We start from the raw sequence: 18,206 nt of genomic DNA, 5'->3' as shown, positions 1-18,206 counted from the left end.
CCAAAATGATTGTATTTGCCACTTTTGATCATTCCATGTATGTAGAACTGGCCATTCAAAATCTTGAGAAACAAGGAATTGATGAAAAACAAATTTTAGCCGTTCCCCTCGATATCCGAAACAATAAATTCCAAATTTTAGATAATATTCATCATTCCGATGGCCAAAGCGTTTTTGATGTGGCTGCTGTGCTTTCAGCTGTAGGTATGCTGCTTGGCGCAATATACGGATTTGTCCTGCCAGGTGGACCTATTTTAATTGGGATTGTAGGCATGATTTTGGGTGCTTCCCTGGGTTTTTGTATAAAATTGCTTGTTATGCGTAAACATAATCGGAAACAGCAAGCCGCTCGGCAGGGAGAATGCATTCTGGTGATTCAGTGCGAACCCAACCAAGTAGAGCATGTGGAGAAGATTTTACAGAGCAATTATGTCATTGGACTTGCCCGTTATCAGGATGGTTCAGACGGATAGACAACCGCACTTAACCAACTGGAAGAAAGGGATAACTGATGAACAAATCTATCTCTTTTCAAAGCGTTTTACAAGCCAAAAGGATTTCGACCGATCTCGTTAAACAGTTTTGGTTCCAGCACAGCTTTCTGACTTGGCAGTGGTGGTTTCTTCTAGGAATCGCTTTTCTCCCCTGGATTTTTTGGTACTTGTGGGTTGCTGATAAACGGCGCTTGTTTGAATTGCTTACTTTTGCTGCTTTTCTCGATGGATGTTCTTTACTTTTTGATACGATTGGCATTAACGAAGGTGCTTGGTTTTACCCCATTCAACTGTATTGGTCATTCGATCCCCCACTTGTTCCTGTGGATATTACAGCTATACCTGTTCTATTTGTTATAATATACCAATTATGTGAACGTTGGTGGCCCTTTTTGCTCACCACTACACTTGCTGCCTTGGTGTCTTCTTTTGTTTTTGAACCATTTTTTGTTTATATAGGAATTTATAAGATTTTTTATTGGAAATATATATATTCATTTCCTATTTATATTATGATGGTCATGACTGCGCGCGCCTTTACGCTGTTCGTTAAACAAAAAATTCAGTCACCATCAAGAACAATCTAAAGGTGAAATTTCTTCATCATTAGCGTACATCACTTTTCCTCATCCCCATAAACCATACACACATAAAAAAAGATGAATTGGATATCTTGTGACAGAACAAGCGAAACTTAGAAATTTTCTCTCTATAGCGTTCTTCCTTAACCATGGGTTCTGTGGAAAGCAGAATTTCAGATTTGTGTCTATTCAGAGAGGTGAATGGTGTGGCAGAAACAAGTGGAGCAACAATAACTTCAGCAAGTACCAAACTAACCGATGGCACTCCTCAACCGACTACTTACCCAAATAAGAATAACCATTCAACTCCCCCTACACCTGGAGTTGCCAAAGCTGGGACCTTGGTTTCTTCGGAAGTGGCCAGCCTTTGGAGCACCTATATGAACGACAGCATGTCTCTCTGCATAATGGCTCATTTTGCGGCGTCTTCCTTACCACAGGATTTTCAGCCTATACTCCAAAAAGCGCAAAACTTTGCCAATCAACATCTGGAGTGGATCCGTCAATCTTTTCAAAATACGGGCTATCCTATACCCATTGGTTTTCCGGTCTCAGATATCAACCGTCTAGCCCAGCCACTCTTTCTCCATCCATTTCCTGCCCATTATTTGTACTCCATGGCTAGAATAGGTCTCGTTTCTTATGCAGGCAGTCTCTCCTCTTCCTACACGCAAGAAGTGCGGGATTTTTTCAGCATCTGTCTGCAAGAATCGAGTGAACTAACCAACCAATTATGCAATTATCTCGACCAGCTTGGCTTATTGGAGCGTGCACCCTACAGCCAGTCTTCCAATCACGTTTACCACGTCAACGACAGATCTTTTCTCGGTTCGCCTTTTCATCGAACACGTCCATTGACTGTCTTGGAAATTACTCATTTGCACATGAACTTGGTACGAAGCGCCTTTACAAAAGCGTTGCTGCTTGGCTTTGCTCAAACCGCCAACGACCCTGCAGTTCAGAAAATTTTAACGGACGGTGTACACTTGTTCCAAAAGCACTTTGATACCTTACACCACAAGTTAAGCGAAGATTTCCTCCCCGCTCCAGGACTTTTGGACGACTATGTATCTCCTAGCGACACGTTTACATTTGCGTTGCCACTGATGCTTTTCCACACTTCCGAACTACTCGCTGGAGCGATTGGCAACTACGGTTTGGCGCTTGGCGCATCGCCGCGCCAAGATATTGCTGTAATGTACGGAAAGCTTATGATATCAATGGGTAAATACGCCAAACACTGCATTAAATTCGTCATTGATAGAGGTTGGATGGAAGAACCTCCTATGGTTCCAAAAAGGTTGGAGTAAAACGGATCGACCAACTTATCCACAACTTATCCACTTTATGCACAACGTTATCCACAACCCTAAGAGGTCGTACAGATAGAAGTCTAATCGTTTTAGAGAGACTTATTCAACCTGTCCACATATTGTGGACAATCTTTTATCCACATCATCTCACAATATAGGAAACACTCAGCCAAAAGGCCAAAGCTCCTTTAACTCGTGAGGTTTTGCCACTCAGCGAAAGATAAATTGGCATACGCATTGACATCCAATGTCCCATGGCGTCCAGCCTTCATCATATGGCTGCCAGCAGCTGCAATCATAGCTCCATTGTCTGTACAATAGACAGGATTAGGAAAGAAAATTTCCAAATCGGCGCGGCAGGCTAATTGAGTCATAGCTTGTCGCAACCCACGATTGGCAGCCACACCTCCAGCTACCACAATTCGGCGTAACCCCGTTTTTTTCGCAGCCTGACTGGTTTTAGTAACCAACACATCAAGAACAGCCTGTTGAAAACTCGCGCATATGTCTTCTACAGGCAAATATTCGTGATTGCGCCGTGCTTTCTCCAATCGATTGGCAACCGCTGATTTCAATCCTGAAAAGGAAAAAGATAGCTCTTCACTATCCAGAAAAGATCGCGGCAAATCCAGAGCATCAGGGTTTCCTTGGGCTGCTAGTTTGTCAATTTCCGGCCCGCCAGGATAATTCAAGCCACAGAGCCGCGCCACTTTATCATAAGCTTCACCTGCAGCATCATCGACCGTACCTCCGAGTCTTTGAAAACGAAAATTTTCATCCACAACCAACAATTCTGTATGTCCACCTGACACTACCAAACAAAGCATAGGAGGACGCCACTGAGCTTCTAAACCAGCCGCCGCTACGTGACCCGCAATATGATGCACAGGAAAAAAGGGGAGTCCACTTACCAAGGCGTATCCTTTGGCAGCAGATAAACCGACCAACAACGCCCCGAGTAGCCCTGGTCCACATGTGACAGCGATTCCATCCAATTGGGAAAGCTGCACATTTGCCTCTGTCAAGGCCTGTTCAACCGTTCGCGTAATCACCGCTACATGTTGGCGCGAGGCCACTTCTGGTACCACACCACCAAAAGCTTGATGAATAGCAATTTGCGAGTAGGTAACCAATGAACGTACAGATTGACCGTCAGCCACTACTGCTGCCGATGTTTCGTCGCAACTGGTCTCAATTCCCAGCATCAAACGTTCTTTCACGCGTCCACCGCCTTGTTTTCTTCCAACGGCAGATCGGCCCACATGATGTATGCATCTTCTTGATTGTCTGTGTAATAACCTTTGCGAACGCCTACCGTCTCAAATCCAAGTTTTTTATAGAGCGTTTGTGCTACTAAATTGGAAACTCTGACTTCCAGCGTCATCTTGCGTGCACCTTGCGACATACAGAGTGACATGAGCGAACGCATCAATATCTCGCCCAGGTTTTTACCGCGAAAATCGGGATCAATCGCTATATTCGTGATGTGTCCTTCATCCAAAATCAACCAGACGCCTGCATAGCCGATGATACGTCCGTCATAATCAAACACGAGATAACGCGCAAACTGATTCTCGACCAATTCTGTTACAAACGCTTGCCGGGACCACGGCGCGCTGAACGAGCGGCGCTCCACCTGCATTACCGCATCAACATCAGCAAGTGTCATACGACGCAACTCCAGCTTTTCAGGATTCCAGTCCGTTTCCAAACCGCGCAGCTCCTCTCTCACGCAGGCGAACCTGCGCCTCCACTTCTAGCATGTAATTCGGCAATACTTCATGTATTTCCTCGCGCATCATCGGACGAACGGTTTGACTCGCCAGCCAAAGACCGCGCGGCAAGCGTTCCTGATTGCTTTTCAAGTGAATGGATGTTGCAAATTGAGGTATCTCATCTGCTTGAGCATCCGGAAAATCGTGAATCATCACAAGTTTCACCTGATTCTGCCTGTCTTGAACAGCACGAGTTGCTAAAGAAGACCATTCACTTATCGGTTGTACAGATTCAGGCGCAAGCACCTCCAACCCATCCCCGCCCCCCTGATAGAGCGCTCCAAAAGCACGTCCACGCCGCGCATACAAAAGCGGCAGCAAAAGAAATGGACCTTTATCAATCAGCGGTACTGCAGCATAGGCAAGCGCGGTTAAAGTACTCACAGGTAGAAGAGGAATTTCCAACGCCATGGCCATAGATTTTGCCATACTGACTGCCATACGGACACCCGTGTATGACCCCGGCCCCACACCCACTACAATTTTTTTTAACTGATGAGGCGTTGTCCGACCGCTTTGCAAGATACTCTGCAATAAAGGAGCTAAAGCCGTGGAATGCCCACGGGGCGTTGACGAAACAGCAGAGACAAGTATATTTTCTTCGACGATCAGACCTGTTGCCAAAACTTCTGTCGCTGTATCCATTACAAGGATTGCCACTGTTTCCTCCAGTTCGCCAGCAGCAACTGGCTCTTTGTGCCCACTGCGAAAATTTGCAATATGCGTTTCTCTACATCATCTGTCATACTGCTCTGCATCACCACCACGAGTGCGTCCGATAAATCATTCACAACTCCCTGAGGCCACTCAGCAACCACCACCGCATCGTCTTCCAAAGCCTCGTACCAACCCACACTGTCTAACAGCTCTGGCTCCAATTCTGTCCATGCATGTCTACTCGATGGCCAATTTGCTAAATTGGGTGTTACGTCTTCCGGCAACTCCTGATAGAGACGATAAAAGTCAAAATGCCACAATGGCAGCCGTCCCTTGTCATAAACAAAGGCATATACATAACTTGGGGATGGAACCGATTCGCCCGCCCCCAATCCATACGCTATTCCACTGGTCAATGTGGTCTTGCCCGCACCCAGTGAACCAAACAATAATAACAATGAATTTTTTTCTGCTACACGCCCAAAAGCTTCTCCCAATTGGTATGTTTCAGCAGCAGAAGTGATACTCACAATCCAAGAAAGTCCACTATCATCGATACCTTGATCTGCCATAAAAATCTCCCCATCTGCTGGATGGTTGCTTTGTCAATCAAGATGGCTTTGTCTGCAACACCAATTCCGCTCAGCATGCTATTTTCCGCCCAAACCTATAAAGATTGTCAAAAATGATGATACCCTGTAGCAAGAATCACATCGAGCTTGCCATCCGGCCACTCCCCAACCACACCATCTCCTGATTCCACCCGGCCAATGGCCGTGATCGGGAGTCGAACAGCTTCCAGTAAAGGGAGTAACCTGGCATAGACAACTGGCGGCGCAGTAGCCACCAATTCGTAATCTTCTCCACCTGACAGGGCATAATCCAGCGCAGATTCACCCAATTGACGGGCAACATTGCGAGTTGCATGATGAAGAGGAATTTTCTCAATTTCCACACGCAACCGAACCTGACTAGCCTTGGCAATTTCATTCAATTCCGAAGCCAGTCCATCCGAGATATCGTTGCAGGAGTTTACACCATAACGCAAGAAAGTCTGCCCTGCTAAAACCCTTGCAGTGGGCCGCCGATGGCGTGAAATGACATAGGCTGCATCAAGAGCATCCCTCATTCCATATGAAGTAAGCAATAACTTTAATCCGGCAGCACTGGCACCCAGATGTCCGGTGACAAAAAGAACATCACCCGGCTTCGCTCCACTGCGTAAGAGTGCTTGTTTTTTGTCAATTTTGCCAAGCACCGTGCTCGTCAACATACTCTGCGAGGATTGTACCAAATCTCCGCCAATCACAGATACGCCATATTCATGACAAGCATCCGCTACTCCTTGATAAATGTTCAACATCTCATCCATGGACAAAGAAGCTGGCAAAGCCAATGAAAGTAAAACACTGGTTGGCGTTGCCCCCATAGCAGCTATATCACTGACTGAGGCTGCCACACATTTATAGCCGACGTCTGCCCAACTGAGTGTGTCTTGGCGAAAATGCACACCTTCCACCATAGTGTCCGTTGAAACCACCACATCATTGTCTATCGGCAATTGGAGAATAGCCGCGTCGTCCCCAACGCCAACACGCACATCTTCCCCACATGGCGGCAATTGCTCCATGAGACGGCAAATTCGCTCAAACTCATCCGCCATACTTTCTCCTCACTTCCTAAGCCGCTGCTCATCTTTTGGCTACTGTAACCATCATAACAAAACCAATCGCCACATTCCTTTACGCATGAGAAAAAGCGTTGTCCCATACACATACAGTGTGTCCCCATCCAGGAACAACAATCTTTCAAGCAAAAGCAGCCCAAAACAAAGGCGGGAAAGCTCCATGCACATCTGTCTGACCTGCATGATGAACAATATCATTCAATTTCTGGTCGATCTCGGTTATCCAGGCATCTGGTTTGCTCTGTTTATTGAAGGTCTGGGTGTTCCTTTCCCCGGTGACGCTTTCTTGCTCTTTTATGGATTTTCTGCATCCATGGGTCGCATCCACTTAGGTGGTGTGTTGCTAGCTGCAACTCTTGGTTACTTATGTGGTACCTCTCTTGCTTTTTACGCAGCATCTTCTATGGAGTCACGATTCTTGCAAGCCATGATGCGCACAGGCATTGTCAAGAAGCCGCATCTCGATCGCGCTGCCCATCTCATTGACAGACACAGTATATGGCTCCTGATTCCGGGTCGCTTTGTCCCAGGAATCCGCGCGCTCTCTTCGTACGCGGCTGGCCTCTCACGCATGGCTTTCACACGTTTTGTGCTGTACACTAGCATCGGATCGGCATTATGGTGTTCAATCATCACTTTAGGTGGATATTTTTTTGGCGAAAGTGTACGCACGCTGCTGCAAACTGCGCGCGGACCCGCTCTTTCAATCGCCGTGGCCCTGCTTATGTCTGGACTCATCTTTTACGCTTGGCGACAATGGCTAAAGCAACGAAGGGGGGATTGAGGTTGTCAAAAGCGACATTCTGTCTGCGCAATTTAAAACGTGGTTCGAGAGAAATTATGCGCCGCTTAGCAGATGAAGCCCCTCAGGTAGAACGGCGCACTGTGATTTGTCTCGATCGTTGCGATATATGTATAGAACAACCTTTTCTGCTTTGGCAGAAAAAAGAGTGGCTGATGGCTGAGACGGTGGAACAACTGTGGGAAATGATAGAGAAACGGATATAACAAGAGGATTGTTAACATGATTTCCACCTCTCCCGGATCATGAACTCCGGGAGAAGCAGAATATAAAAGTTGCAAAGTGCGTTTATCCAACCGTTGAACTACTGGTAGTAATGGCTGCAGCTCCTACTTGTTTGACAATATTTCCTTGCGGCAATAAAAAGATGTTTTTTTCAACAATTAAGCTCATGGCTGCATCGACAGCCGTTTGATCTACAGGTTGTTTGGGATTCGCAATATTGATATGGACTTTTTTGTTGCTATCTGTAAGAAATTGCATTTGCAGAATCATTTTATCGGCCATTTTATACTCCTCCGTCCTCTTGGGTTTTGCCTGAGCAAGTGATGGATAGTCCGGCAGTGGATTGATTAGCGTGGTTCAGGCACCGCTAGCAGCATTGCTCTGCGCAGCTTGACCTGAACTGTTGGTTGAAGAACTGCTGGATGTGCTTACTGTCGAACTGCTATCTACGCTTAACGCGACCTGATCTGTACGGGCAACTTGATAGAGAGGCATACTAAAGAGATCAGCCAAAGCATTGCCGACGGCCAGCAAATCATCGTCTGCAACATTGGGATTAACATGAGGAAAATTATGATTTTTGACCTTGATTTCCCCCTTGCTTGTAGTGCCTACATTGAATTGGAGCTGCAATACTCTTCCTAACTCGGTTGTCTGCGCCATGCGCCTTCCTCCTTTTACATTCAGTCAAACTCTATGGGTTAGCAAACCAACTTACTGCTCTGCCGCCGGCTGACAAAGTCAAGTAAAATGGGCTTTGCAACACCCAATATGCAAATTCACCAGGAGGCAGGGGACATAAACAAAAATGCGAATCGCCTTTTGGAAGGCGACCCGCACTATGCAGATTTCTATAATTCCTCACTGTATACAGTAAAGTCTGTTTGAACTTTACTCTGCCACTATGGCTTGTGTTTCTTCCAAATTCACCACATTGCTTGGCAGTGCGTGATGAGCCGTAGCTGCCATCAACATTTGTGTCAGCAGATAGAGACCAATGGCGGCTGAAATCAAACCTGCATAACCGCCAATGGCTGAATTGAGACCTGTCAAGTTGGCAAAAGCGCCACCAAAGAAAGCTATAGCGACAAAGAAAAACAACCAGCCAAAAATCATATTTTCACGGAACGCAGCTACCACAAAAGGTATTGTCAGTATAGACCAAATTAAGAGAAAAGTGCCCAGGGCAATATTCGCATCCGCACCAAATTTCAAAAAGCCACTCAATTCCATAATCAAAAACACACCAAGTGAGCTAAAGAAACCACCGTAAAATCCATTTACTGTCATGCCAAAAGTATTTTTGCGAATAAATTCTAGAATGCAACAAAGAAAATAAAGTCCACCACCACAAATGAGAATGACAGGTAAAAAGAACGTGGTTGCTAAAGCAGGAACCAGATGTGCGTTAGGAAGATTCAATAAGGTTTGTGATATAACAAAGGCTGCTAAACCAAGTGGAGTTGCCTCTGCCCACCGTTCGGTAGAATGATTTTGCATATACCCACCTCGCTATCTCGCAAAATATTAGTATGAATATTACAAACCTTTAGAGGAAGCGCTTACATACCACCCGCCTCTCACCATAAAGAAGTCATACACTTTATATGAATGATTTATGACAGATAAGCGTGTATGATGCAATACATTTTGAAAAGAAAATTTAGATTTTTTGAATTTTGACTCAATATAGATTACCGCCATCATTGAAAACAGACATACTCCCATACATTGACTGGTACAGGTTAAGATGGCCCCATCTGTCAATACACGTTTTTTTAGTCATAGTGATGAGTTGTGTCAAGCGCAAAGGAATGTATCTACTAAGATAAAAACCGAAACCATGAAAATGTCCCAAGACCCCTGTCCATCATACATAAGGGAAGTGTTTGTCAAGGTCAGGTTATATTTTTCATAGATATATTCCTTGAAAAATCCCCACCTACTCCTTGAATTCACTATAAATAAAACATTTTTCTCCAAACAAATTACGAGTTTAACGACTAAACTAAATTTGACAAGTCCTTAGTATATAATAGTACATACTCATATCATTGATTTTAGCGTAGCTTAAGCTACGTAATGTCAATATCGAGGGGGATTGGTAATGATTCTCTTAAGGTGGAAGATGCATCTAAGACATGCAACGGTATTCCGATATTCTCCGATGTAAATTTGGAGATTGAGGAAGGTGAGCATGTCTATCTTATTGGCCCAAATGGTTCTGGTAAGACAACATTGTTGTCATGCCTTATCGGGCACGACCATTTTGACCACGGTAATATTTATTCAAAGTATTCGAGAGATGAATGGGGATACCTAGAACAAAATGATTACGTACATGGAGATGAATCATTAATAGGATATCTTATGAAATCAAACCAAGTAAATTATGAAATATGGAAAAAATACATTTTGGTAACGTGCAATCCAATGAGTTGAATAATTTATATATGGAGTACTCAGAAAATGGTGGTTTTGAATGGGAATCCGAGGTAGAACATACTCTGTTACGCTTTGAATTTATCAACCAAAGTTGGTACCAATCTCTCCAGGACCTTAGTGGTGGTGAAAGAACACGTGCAAGGCTTGCTAAAATTGCGATTTCAAAACCTAAAATGCTGATACTTGATGAACCGACCAACCACTTAGACATTGATTCAATTTCGTGGTTAGCAAATTGGATTCAGCGGTATCAAGGGCCGCTTCTACTAGTGTTCCATAATCGTGACTTCATAAATCAGGTTTCCCACACGACATATACCCTCTCCTCGAAGGGAACAAAGCGATATAAAGGCGGGTATGACAACTATCAGAAGCAAACGGGTGTTAATGCGGTGTTCATACGACAAGAGCGGCAGCTGATACACAGCATACGTTTTACCGTTTTTTTGAAAGAATCGATTGTCCTCGATATAAACCGTGTCGATGAAAAACGCCCGCTTCCCTAAAAGAAGGAGGCGAAGAGAGCTAGAGGTTCTGAGTATGTTTTTTTGCAGGTGCCAAAAGTTCCGCCCATTCCTTGGGATGCGTTTCCCGCAAACGAATCAGCCTGGAATCCGTATCAAAATCTTTCCACAACGCCGGCTGGTGCTGTAATACTTCTCGTATCCAGCGCATTGCAGCATGGTATTCCCGAACGCTTGCAAACAGTGCTGCCAGATCTGCCATCGACTGAACATTGTTCGGATAACAAGGAATCTCACGTGATGTATACCATCCATACAACAACGCAAAAGCTATCCTACCTAAAGCGCCTGTTGTCGCCAGAATCGTCAGCAGGAAATTTAGCTCTACCATTTCTTCGTGAAGAAACAAAGCGGTATCCAGAAACATGCTATGGCTAGTAAAACAATAAAAATGAGATTTTCGGAACATTGTGTTGAAATTCCACGTTAGATATTCGGACCTGCATTGAGACTGTCGTATAATTATACAACCTAAACAGGCTATCAAGGGGAATTCTTCTGTCGCATTCGCCCCCATTACTGCAGTAGCATCCCTACTTGTTACGGAAGTAGTGGATACAGCTTTCTACCGATGAGGTTCGCCGATACAGGTTGCACGCCCAGTTCTCTCGACCATATAGACAATTGACCGATGTGGTGAATCTCGTGTGCGATAACGTGGCGAGCGATTTCTCCGTAGGTGTAAATGTCGCCTGGATTCCAGTAGACGCTAATTGTTTTGTCGTCTAGTTCCGATGACCACTCTTCGAGAAACGGTTTGACTTCAGCACGAAATTCATGTGATAAATCACGAAGTCTTTCTACACTCATGTAATCCTCAAACTTAGGCTGCTGATCAGATTTTCCCGCCAATGCTCCAATCCAACTTCCTTCTGCATCTACAACGTGAAACAGCGTGTATAGTATGCTTCCAGCCCCACCAACACGAGTGCGTGTCAATTCTTCAAATGGGACGTGTGTACACCAATCAAACCATTCGTCCCGAACCTGCCAATTGTACTTGAACAAGGTTAACATCGTTCAACTCCCAAGTCTTCATATGACCGATAAACGCAAGAAGAGTGTGTGCTGACGATTTGAATGTTCATGCACACTTTCTTCTGTTATTGCAAAATAACGGTGCGTTCAAAAAAAACCAACACAACAATCCTTAACGAGCATTCCATTCTCTACTTAACAAACTGTACGTTACGAGGTCTACATAATGATCATAGAGCCACTGCCCATCCCGAGAAATGCCTTCTTCTTGAAACCCTAATCGAAGTGGAATAGCTTTGCTTCTTGTATTTTCAGATGCACACTGGATTATTACTTTGTTTAGATGTAATTGATTGAAAACATGATGGAGAATCGTCCGTACACAACTTGTAACGATGCCTTTCCCTTGATGCTCTTCAGCTACGAAGTACCCAATACTCGTTATCTTGTTCTTCCAGTCAATATAATGAAGACCAATCATCCCGACCAATTCGTCGTTATACCGAATACCTGCGTCGAAGCCGTTGTTATCAGCATAATTTCTGATCCAAAGAGGGATGATAGGCTCAAAATCCTCTGGAGAGTGTCTCTTGTCGACCCATAGAAGCCATCGGCGAAGATGGTCACGGTTAGCATCGATTAAAGCAAACAACTCTTCTTTATGATGTTGCTGAAGCAAATCAATAGTGGTCTGATCATCTACCCGAACTGAAAACACTATCATCCCTCCAATCTATTTCCAATATCATACTACAACACATTTGAAACGTCCCATTATTCCGTCACTTATCTGCCCATTACCTGAAAATCAGCGACTGCTCCCGCATTGTATATTGATGCACCAGGGGACGACCGTTTTTCTTCAGTTCTCGCCCCGATAACCCAATAGCCAATGAACCTATGTCAACCTAGCTTCCAGAATTCCATTCTTCCGCTAATAAGCCATAAACACTGGAATCAGCCAGTTCGTCGTTTAACTTAACATCTTGACGGAACGTTCCTTCATGCTTAAATCCCAGCCGCTCAGGTATGGCACGGCTCCTTACGTTTTCTTTGATTGCACGAATTTCGATTCGATTCAGCTTCAGTTCTCGAAATGCATAATTAATCATGGCTTTACAACACTTCGTCATAACGCCTTTGCCTTCGTATTCCTTTGAAATCCAATATTTAATTGAAGCAGATCGGTTTGCCTGTGAAATACGTAACCCTATAGAACCAATCAACTGATTGTCGTACCAAATGCATGTAGGAATTTCGGTTCCAGCGGCAAAATTACTTAACGAGGCTTGTACAAATGACTTCGTATCCTCCAGAGTTTGGATTCTTGCAAACATTAAGAATTGTCCAATGTGGTCACGGTTTTCGACAATGACACTGTGCAATGCCTCTGCATGCCGCATCTCCGTGATCGCTAGATAAATGTGTTCATCGACTTGATACTTGAACATTGAATCACCGCCAATCTGATATTCAAAAATACAGTACTCATAGACTTATTTTAAATTGACACACTATTGGATGATCCTGTCCGTTAGCGACACTACGGAGTGCCCAACACAAACGAATTTTCATGCAAGAACAGTGTCAGGAATTCTGTTCAGTCCTTCCCCAATATCGCAGAGCAGTTATAGTCATTCTGGACGTTCTGAACGTTGTACTAGCCCCCACACATTTTCAAACGGGTCTTTGACCTGACATACCCAAACCTGATCTACTCCAAAGGTTGGACCACGGAACTTACTACATCCATGAGATTCAAAATGAGCAATGGTCTTCAGTATATCTGATACACGCCAGTATGTAACTTGTCCAGCTACACCCGAAGAGTTTTTTTCATCGCTTGGATGTAAACCGACAGTTACATTCGCCAATCGAAAAGCACAATACCCTTCGTGGTCAAAATACGGCTCGACTCCAAGCAACTCACCATACCACCGTTTAGCTACTTGAACATCAGGAACAAAGAAGAGCACCTCGTCGACTCCTAAAATACCGTCCATACAAGCTCTCCTCGTTTCTGCACTTTACTGCTTGTTTGTCCCATGAGAAAAGCGGTGAACCGCATCAGTATACGGCTAAAGAATCAGATTCAGTTACGTAAAGCCCGCTCAGGCTCAACAGCCAACGAGAAGGCAATCCATACCGAGCACAGCCGAAAAATCTACCAGAGCTTGCACCCTCTCAAGTAGCTCTCTCCCTGTCTTGGACAAGGTATTTTTTAGCCGCGGCCAAGCTATGTTAAATTAATTAGCAGTGACGATTAGTTTTAACAAATATTCAACACGACTAACGACGTTCTTTGTCGTTATGATTTTAATAACTTTCATCGTACAACTTAAAGTGAGCGCCAAAAGGGTGGTGTGAATTGTTGTGAAAAAATTACCAGTGAAAAGTCCTGTATACATCATCATTATGACTGTATTTTTCATTGCTTTAGCATATATCAATATAATTCAATATAAAGAAATTAGATTCTGGAGAGGAAATACAATTAGTAATTTTTTTGAAGGTTATGGAGAAATAATGTTAGTTTACAAATCTAATTTTAATAACAAAAATTTTCGTTTATCTATTGGGAATCAAGGTGTAGGAATAATCACTCAAACAGTTCCTGGACTCCGATATATGGGGATTAAAGGTTCATCCACTTTATCAGAAGATTTATTAATTGCTATAAATAATCCGCCTTATACAAAGGGCGAAATGTTTCTCTCTTATTTCTATAGAAATTTCAAAAGTATAAGTTTAGAACCTCCAAATCACATTAGCATTTCTGAATTTCAAAAGGCAATTAATAACACAATTGATAAAGCACCAAAAAATTGAGAGTTCATTCGATGTGACATTTCCAATGCTAATCCATTTGTCATTCGGTGCAATCGCCATGGAGATATAGGTAATGTTGAGACCTGCTTTTTGAGCGGCATTGTAAGATTGCCTTTTCTCGCTAAACGGAATAATTCGTCAATACTAAATTCTTTGTATTTCTAGCTTCGATATACTTGGTGTTAGGGAAGTTCACTTCAATGGCAATCGCATTGTTTGAATTTACATTAGGAATTGAATGACATAAAATTTTGCATTCTAAATTGCTCTAATATTCCCCTTTAATAATAAAAAATGTTCCACGAATAGTCCCAGCCAATTTAGACTTCTGTCTGGCAAACTTAAACTTTCCTTCCAACTCCTTCGGTACTTCCATCCCGTCAGAAAGCTTAAGACCAACCGCTCGCTTCTTCGGATCATCCACCGTATACATAACATTAACCTCAAGACCATCTTCATAAAAGACATAAGACCATCTGATATTTTCTACTTGAAAATGCGATGTTTCTATAGGTTTGGCCGCAAACTCAAGATCGCGTTCTTCTTTCAAAATTCGATTTATATAATCAAGAGTATCCTGACTTTCATGAACTGGTACAACTGTAAATTTATAATTGTATTTATTCATAAAATAACGAGCTTCATGAGCACGTAACCCTGCAAGTGCTTCTGCGACAGGTGAAGACTCTAAACCAACTGTAGACACATTTTCAAAATCAACAACATAGGACATTTCCATGGCTCCTTTTATTTAACTTTACCACAGCTTGCATATGAAGATATCACTTAAGACTTCAATTGATGATATTGTTCTACCAATCTTTCATGTTTTCCACAAGGATTCGTCCATCCCCACTTTGCGCCCCGCGGTCCTTGTTCATTTCCAATACCAGTTGGTTCGAGATGAGGGTTAACTTTTGGACGATCCCGTTTTTTTACAGATTTTCGAGTTGGAGATATTACTCGTTGTCTGACAACATTGAAGGGTCTAAAATCGTTTTGGCGATTTGCTCATCGAGTTCCTCGTAATCAAAATAGCCAATGGTTTCGTACAGTTCCTCTCGCGATTGCATCGAGGAGAGGAACGACTTCTGCGTACCTTCCTGGAAAATGGCCTCAAATACCCGCTCAATAGCTTTCGCAGCCACGCGCACGCTCGTCAAGGCCTCGGGAAACACTGCATCCGCACCAGCCTCAATATACAGATTAACGCGATGAATCAAGGCATCTAGACCTTCCACACTTTTGGCGTCGGATCTCGCCACTACCACCAGACCCGGCGCTACCCTCTTCAACATTCGAATTTTTTCGACCATCTCTGAAGCTTCGACAAGCTTCTTGCCATTCAAATGTCCACATTTCTTTGGCATCAACTGATCTTCAATTTGGATCGCGGCCACACGAGCTTCTACCATTTCCTTGGCTGTTCGGGCGACATTCAGAACTCCGCCGTAGCCCGTATCGATATCCACCAGTACCGGAAGACCTGAAGCACGGACGAGATCAGCCGCGCGTTCGGCCACTTCATTGGAGTAGACCAGCCCCAGGTCCGGCAAGCTACGGCTAGCAGTGTAAGCTGCGCCAGACAAGTACAACGCTTCAAAACCTGCACGCTTGGCCAGGCGCGCTGTTAACCCATCGTGGGCTCCTGGTATTTTAAGAATGTTCGATTGTTGAATACGCATCAAAAACTGCTTCGCCAGTTCCGCCTGACTTGGTTGTTCTTCCACCAGCCATGCCACGCGCATGTCCCCCTCTCCGATGACAAAAATCCCTGCGTTCAGTTTCAACATCTCAAAGTTTTGGGCTTGGGATGGGTCGCTTCTGTTTTTTTCTCTTCAATGAGCTTTTTTTGTTAAGTGAACGCCACTAACCCAACAGAAAATTGCACAGATGTGAAAAAGCCATGAATATCTCGCAAAGTATGTCCTATGAAGTCGAATTAAGTCTACAAAACATGTTGACCGTCCGTCATTTTCCCTATAGAATTTGTTCTGCAAGCCTCGTATAACGCTAGTAATAAGGTCTGGCGGTTTCTACCAAGCAACCATAAATTGCTTGACTACGGGGAAAGTGGACGACATCTACTAAAAACAGTACAGACAGGTTTTTCATTCCTATTTCTATAGAAATCAGCCTGTCTGTTTGTTTTTCTTAGTTTTAGCCCGCTTTTTCTCCGCAGTCAGACAAGACTGGTTGGGAGAAAAGGCGGGCTATGCTTTTATGCCATCATTCCATCTTTGCATAAAATTCTGGGGGGAAGAACTGTGAGTCAGCAGACAACCACGCTCGTCCATAGACAAGCGGCGGAAGACACAGCGTTTCGAGTTGAAACGCTCGGTACTGAAATTGTTCCTGCGAGTCAACGGCATGGAAAGCCTCGCGAACTGTTCTTTGTCTGGTTTGCAGCCGTATTGACTTATACGGGCGTAACCATTGGTCAATTGTTTACCAGTCTTGGTTTAAATGTCTGGGAAAGTTTTCTGGCTGCCATCATTTGTTCTATATCATTTGCTTTACTAGGTTACGCTTCTTGCGCTGGCCCAAAAGGTGGTACAGTGACCTTAACGCTCTCCAAAGCATCGTTTGGTGTTCTTGGCAATAAAGTTCCTGCCCTTTTCAGCTGGCTTTCTGCTGTGGGCTGGGAAGCTGTAACCATGGTTTTGACGGTTTATGCAATGTTAAGTCTCGCTGGATACATTGGACTTCCCTCCAGCGGTATTGGTCCAACAATTGTTGCCCTGATACTAACCTTGATTCTCACTTACTCCGTGCCCGTGCTCGGTCATGCTACAGTGATTACCATGCAACGCATTCTTTCATATATCCTTGCCGCATGCACCATCATTCTTATTTTTGCCATTTTACCTAAAGTACACTGGGGATTCAGTGTTCCCGTTAAAGATATGGCTGCACATGGCTCATGGCCCACATTTCTGATGGCTCTCTCGATTGGTCTTATCAGTACTTTCTATGGATGGGTCAATTTCGCTGCCGACTATTCACGCTATCTTCCCGCCCAAACCTCGGCTGGTAAAATTGTTTCTGCCACGTTTTGGGGCGGCGGTATTGCTTCACTAATTATGATGGGGGTCGGCATTTTATTAGGTACTTTTGTCAATCCTCAAGCTTTTGCCAGCAACCCTGTAGGAGCGATTGCTCATGCTGTTCCCGCTTGGGCAGCTATTCCCTTTCTCATTGTTGTCGTGCTTGGCGATATTGCCGCTAATTACTTAAACGCCTACAGCTCTGGTATGAGTTTTCTTTCTCTCGGAGTTCCTATGAAAAGATACGGCGCAGTTTTGTTAGATGGCGCACTTTGTACATTGATTGCCATCTATCCACTGTTCATCTCGCCACAATTCATGAATTTCTTTTCCAATTTCTTGTCACTCAACATTATCGTCATTGGTCCCTGGGCAACCATCTTCCTGCTCCATCATTTCTTGATTCGCGGACGTTACTCCGAAAACGGACTCGCTTCCAATCAACCGCATTCCGACTATTGGTATCAGGGAGGAATTCACTGGGAGGCCATTGTCTCGTTTATCATTGGTATTGTTGCGACGATTCTCTGCGTCAACAGCCAACTTTATGTCAGCCCACTCAGCAATCAACTGTTTGGTGGAGCAGACTTGAGCGCTTACGCAGCTCCGATTGTGACAGGTATGGTTTACTATTTACTCGCTTCCCGTAAAATACGTAAGCAAGCAAATCTCTTGAAATCAGCCGCTTAAACGACTTTCTCATCAAAATATACCCATACAAGCAGGTTGAAACTTTGTTATACTGACAAGGATGTCCACACAACTGGGCATCCTTTCTCTATTATCGAGCAGAGAGCGTGATATTTATTCATCGTCAAATCAACATCAAATTACATGAATTGGAGATTT

Annotated in this window: 25 protein-coding genes and 1 riboswitch; of the genes, 9 read left to right on the top strand and 16 right to left on the bottom strand. The window is 44.0% G+C overall.

What is annotated here, in order from left to right:
- The first annotated feature begins 5 nt into the window (after positions 1-5).
- From ACOJUR_RS02465 to ACOJUR_RS02455, 3 genes are all read left to right on the top strand, one after another.
- On the top strand, positions 6-473 hold the full coding sequence (locus tag ACOJUR_RS02465) for a hypothetical protein (RefSeq protein ID WP_420949164.1): 468 nt from the start codon (positions 6-8) through the stop codon (positions 471-473).
- A 38-nt stretch (positions 474-511) separates the two neighbouring features.
- Positions 512-1,081, top strand: a complete 570-nt coding sequence (locus ACOJUR_RS02460; RefSeq protein WP_420949163.1) for a CBO0543 family protein — start codon at positions 512-514, stop codon at positions 1,079-1,081.
- Between the two features lie 200 nt (positions 1,082-1,281).
- Positions 1,282-2,385, top strand: a complete 1,104-nt coding sequence (locus tag ACOJUR_RS02455) for a DUF3231 family protein (RefSeq protein WP_420949162.1) — start codon at positions 1,282-1,284, stop codon at positions 2,383-2,385.
- Positions 2,386-2,576: 191 nt separating this feature from the next.
- On the opposite strand, the gene tsaD is transcribed toward ACOJUR_RS02455, so the two are convergent.
- Genes tsaD through thiL form a run of 6 tightly spaced genes read right to left on the bottom strand, consistent with a single transcriptional unit; the run spans position 2,577 to position 6,483 of the window.
- A complete protein-coding gene (gene tsaD / locus ACOJUR_RS02450) occupies positions 2,577-3,593 on the bottom strand; it encodes a tRNA (adenosine(37)-N6)-threonylcarbamoyltransferase complex transferase subunit TsaD (RefSeq protein ID WP_072874055.1) in 1,017 nt (338 codons plus the stop codon).
- An 11-nt stretch (positions 3,594-3,604) separates the two neighbouring features.
- A complete protein-coding gene (rimI, locus tag ACOJUR_RS02445) occupies positions 3,605-4,099 on the bottom strand; it encodes a ribosomal protein S18-alanine N-acetyltransferase (RefSeq protein WP_255567395.1) in 495 nt (164 codons plus the stop codon).
- Complete coding sequence (gene tsaB, locus ACOJUR_RS02440; protein WP_420949161.1) at positions 4,077-4,823, bottom strand: tRNA (adenosine(37)-N6)-threonylcarbamoyltransferase complex dimerization subunit type 1 TsaB; 747 nt, start codon at positions 4,821-4,823, stop codon at positions 4,077-4,079. The genes rimI and tsaB overlap by 23 nt, the downstream gene beginning before the upstream one ends.
- On the bottom strand, positions 4,808-5,392 hold the full coding sequence (tsaE, locus tag ACOJUR_RS02435; RefSeq protein ID WP_420949160.1) for a tRNA (adenosine(37)-N6)-threonylcarbamoyltransferase complex ATPase subunit type 1 TsaE: 585 nt from the start codon (positions 5,390-5,392) through the stop codon (positions 4,808-4,810). The genes tsaB and tsaE overlap by 16 nt, the downstream gene beginning before the upstream one ends.
- Positions 5,347-5,469 carry a hypothetical protein gene (locus ACOJUR_RS02430; RefSeq protein ID WP_278247852.1) on the bottom strand — a complete coding sequence of 41 codons (123 nt, stop codon included), beginning with the start codon at positions 5,467-5,469 and terminating at the stop codon, positions 5,347-5,349. Before ACOJUR_RS02430 ends, tsaE begins: the two co-directional genes overlap by 46 nt.
- A 30-nt stretch (positions 5,470-5,499) precedes the next feature.
- Positions 5,500-6,483 (bottom strand): thiamine-phosphate kinase, encoded by a 984-nt coding sequence (thiL, locus tag ACOJUR_RS02425; RefSeq protein ID WP_420949159.1) that lies wholly within the window; start codon positions 6,481-6,483, stop codon positions 5,500-5,502.
- Between the two features lie 208 nt (positions 6,484-6,691).
- Here thiL and ACOJUR_RS02420 point away from each other — a divergent pair, with 208 nt between their 5' ends.
- Together ACOJUR_RS02420 and ACOJUR_RS02415 are read left to right on the top strand one after the other, a co-directional pair.
- Positions 6,692-7,291, top strand: coding sequence for a DedA family protein (locus tag ACOJUR_RS02420; RefSeq protein WP_207549729.1), 600 nt, complete (start codon positions 6,692-6,694; stop codon positions 7,289-7,291).
- 2 nt (positions 7,292-7,293) lie between these two features.
- Complete coding sequence (locus tag ACOJUR_RS02415) at positions 7,294-7,515, top strand: DUF1450 domain-containing protein (protein WP_072873995.1); 222 nt, start codon at positions 7,294-7,296, stop codon at positions 7,513-7,515.
- Between the two features lie 82 nt (positions 7,516-7,597).
- Here the strand turns inward: ACOJUR_RS02415 and ACOJUR_RS02410 are convergent, their stop codons facing one another.
- From ACOJUR_RS02410 to ACOJUR_RS02400, 3 genes are all read right to left on the bottom strand, one after another.
- Positions 7,598-7,816, bottom strand: coding sequence for a DUF2922 domain-containing protein (locus ACOJUR_RS02410; RefSeq protein ID WP_072873996.1), 219 nt, complete (start codon positions 7,814-7,816; stop codon positions 7,598-7,600).
- Positions 7,817-7,891: 75 nt separating this feature from the next.
- Positions 7,892-8,197: a DUF1659 domain-containing protein gene (locus ACOJUR_RS02405; protein ID WP_072873997.1), complete on the bottom strand. Its 306-nt coding sequence runs from the start codon at positions 8,195-8,197 to the stop codon at positions 7,892-7,894.
- 228 nt (positions 8,198-8,425) lie between these two features.
- A complete protein-coding gene (locus ACOJUR_RS02400; protein WP_420949158.1) occupies positions 8,426-9,034 on the bottom strand; it encodes an acetate uptake transporter in 609 nt (202 codons plus the stop codon).
- Between the two features lie 582 nt (positions 9,035-9,616).
- Here ACOJUR_RS02400 and ACOJUR_RS02395 point away from each other — a divergent pair.
- Together ACOJUR_RS02395 and ACOJUR_RS02390 are read left to right on the top strand one after the other, a co-directional pair.
- Positions 9,617-9,976, top strand: a complete 360-nt coding sequence (locus ACOJUR_RS02395) for an ATP-binding cassette domain-containing protein (RefSeq protein WP_420949157.1) — start codon at positions 9,617-9,619, stop codon at positions 9,974-9,976.
- Positions 9,958-10,485, top strand: coding sequence for an ATP-binding cassette domain-containing protein (locus ACOJUR_RS02390; protein WP_420949156.1), 528 nt, complete (start codon positions 9,958-9,960; stop codon positions 10,483-10,485). The genes ACOJUR_RS02395 and ACOJUR_RS02390 overlap by 19 nt, the downstream gene beginning before the upstream one ends.
- A 19-nt stretch (positions 10,486-10,504) precedes the next feature.
- Here the strand turns inward: ACOJUR_RS02390 and ACOJUR_RS02385 are convergent, their stop codons facing one another.
- The 5 genes from ACOJUR_RS02385 to ACOJUR_RS02365 form a co-directional block, all read right to left on the bottom strand.
- A complete protein-coding gene (locus ACOJUR_RS02385) occupies positions 10,505-10,870 on the bottom strand; it encodes a hypothetical protein (RefSeq protein WP_420949155.1) in 366 nt (121 codons plus the stop codon).
- 173 nt (positions 10,871-11,043) lie between these two features.
- Positions 11,044-11,520, bottom strand: a complete 477-nt coding sequence (locus tag ACOJUR_RS02380; RefSeq protein WP_420949154.1) for a DinB family protein — start codon at positions 11,518-11,520, stop codon at positions 11,044-11,046.
- Between the two features lie 133 nt (positions 11,521-11,653).
- Complete coding sequence (locus ACOJUR_RS02375; protein WP_420949153.1) at positions 11,654-12,199, bottom strand: GNAT family N-acetyltransferase; 546 nt, start codon at positions 12,197-12,199, stop codon at positions 11,654-11,656.
- Between the two features lie 190 nt (positions 12,200-12,389).
- On the bottom strand, positions 12,390-12,932 hold the full coding sequence (locus ACOJUR_RS02370; RefSeq protein ID WP_420949152.1) for a GNAT family N-acetyltransferase: 543 nt from the start codon (positions 12,930-12,932) through the stop codon (positions 12,390-12,392).
- Between the two features lie 183 nt (positions 12,933-13,115).
- The gene (locus ACOJUR_RS02365) at positions 13,116-13,484 is read right to left on the bottom strand and encodes a VOC family protein (RefSeq protein WP_420949151.1); all 369 of its coding nucleotides are present in this window, start codon (positions 13,482-13,484) and stop codon (positions 13,116-13,118) included.
- Positions 13,485-13,854: 370 nt separating this feature from the next.
- On the opposite strand from ACOJUR_RS02365, the gene ACOJUR_RS02360 reads away from it, so the two are divergent.
- Positions 13,855-14,310 carry a hypothetical protein gene (locus ACOJUR_RS02360; RefSeq protein ID WP_420949150.1) on the top strand — a complete coding sequence of 152 codons (456 nt, stop codon included), beginning with the start codon at positions 13,855-13,857 and terminating at the stop codon, positions 14,308-14,310.
- Positions 14,311-14,578: 268 nt separating this feature from the next.
- On the opposite strand, the gene ACOJUR_RS02355 is transcribed toward ACOJUR_RS02360, so the two are convergent.
- The gene (locus ACOJUR_RS02355) at positions 14,579-15,043 is read right to left on the bottom strand and encodes a phage tail protein (RefSeq protein WP_420949149.1); all 465 of its coding nucleotides are present in this window, start codon (positions 15,041-15,043) and stop codon (positions 14,579-14,581) included.
- Between the two features lie 226 nt (positions 15,044-15,269).
- On the bottom strand, positions 15,270-16,052 hold the full coding sequence (locus ACOJUR_RS02350) for an isocitrate lyase/phosphoenolpyruvate mutase family protein (RefSeq protein WP_420949148.1): 783 nt from the start codon (positions 16,050-16,052) through the stop codon (positions 15,270-15,272).
- A gap of 241 nt (positions 16,053-16,293) precedes the next feature.
- Positions 16,294-16,395, top strand: a riboswitch (purine riboswitch).
- 182 nt (positions 16,396-16,577) lie between these two features.
- On the opposite strand from ACOJUR_RS02350, the gene ACOJUR_RS02345 reads away from it, so the two are divergent.
- Positions 16,578-18,047 (top strand): purine-cytosine permease family protein, encoded by a 1,470-nt coding sequence (locus ACOJUR_RS02345; RefSeq protein WP_072874023.1) that lies wholly within the window; start codon positions 16,578-16,580, stop codon positions 18,045-18,047.
- Positions 18,048-18,206 lie beyond the last annotated feature (159 nt).

The sequence above is a fragment of the Alicyclobacillus tolerans genome (genome assembly GCF_048984885.1).
GTDB lineage: Bacteria > Bacillota > Bacilli > Alicyclobacillales > Alicyclobacillaceae > Alicyclobacillus_I > Alicyclobacillus_I tolerans.
This window is presented reverse-complemented; position numbering and strand designations above follow the sequence as displayed.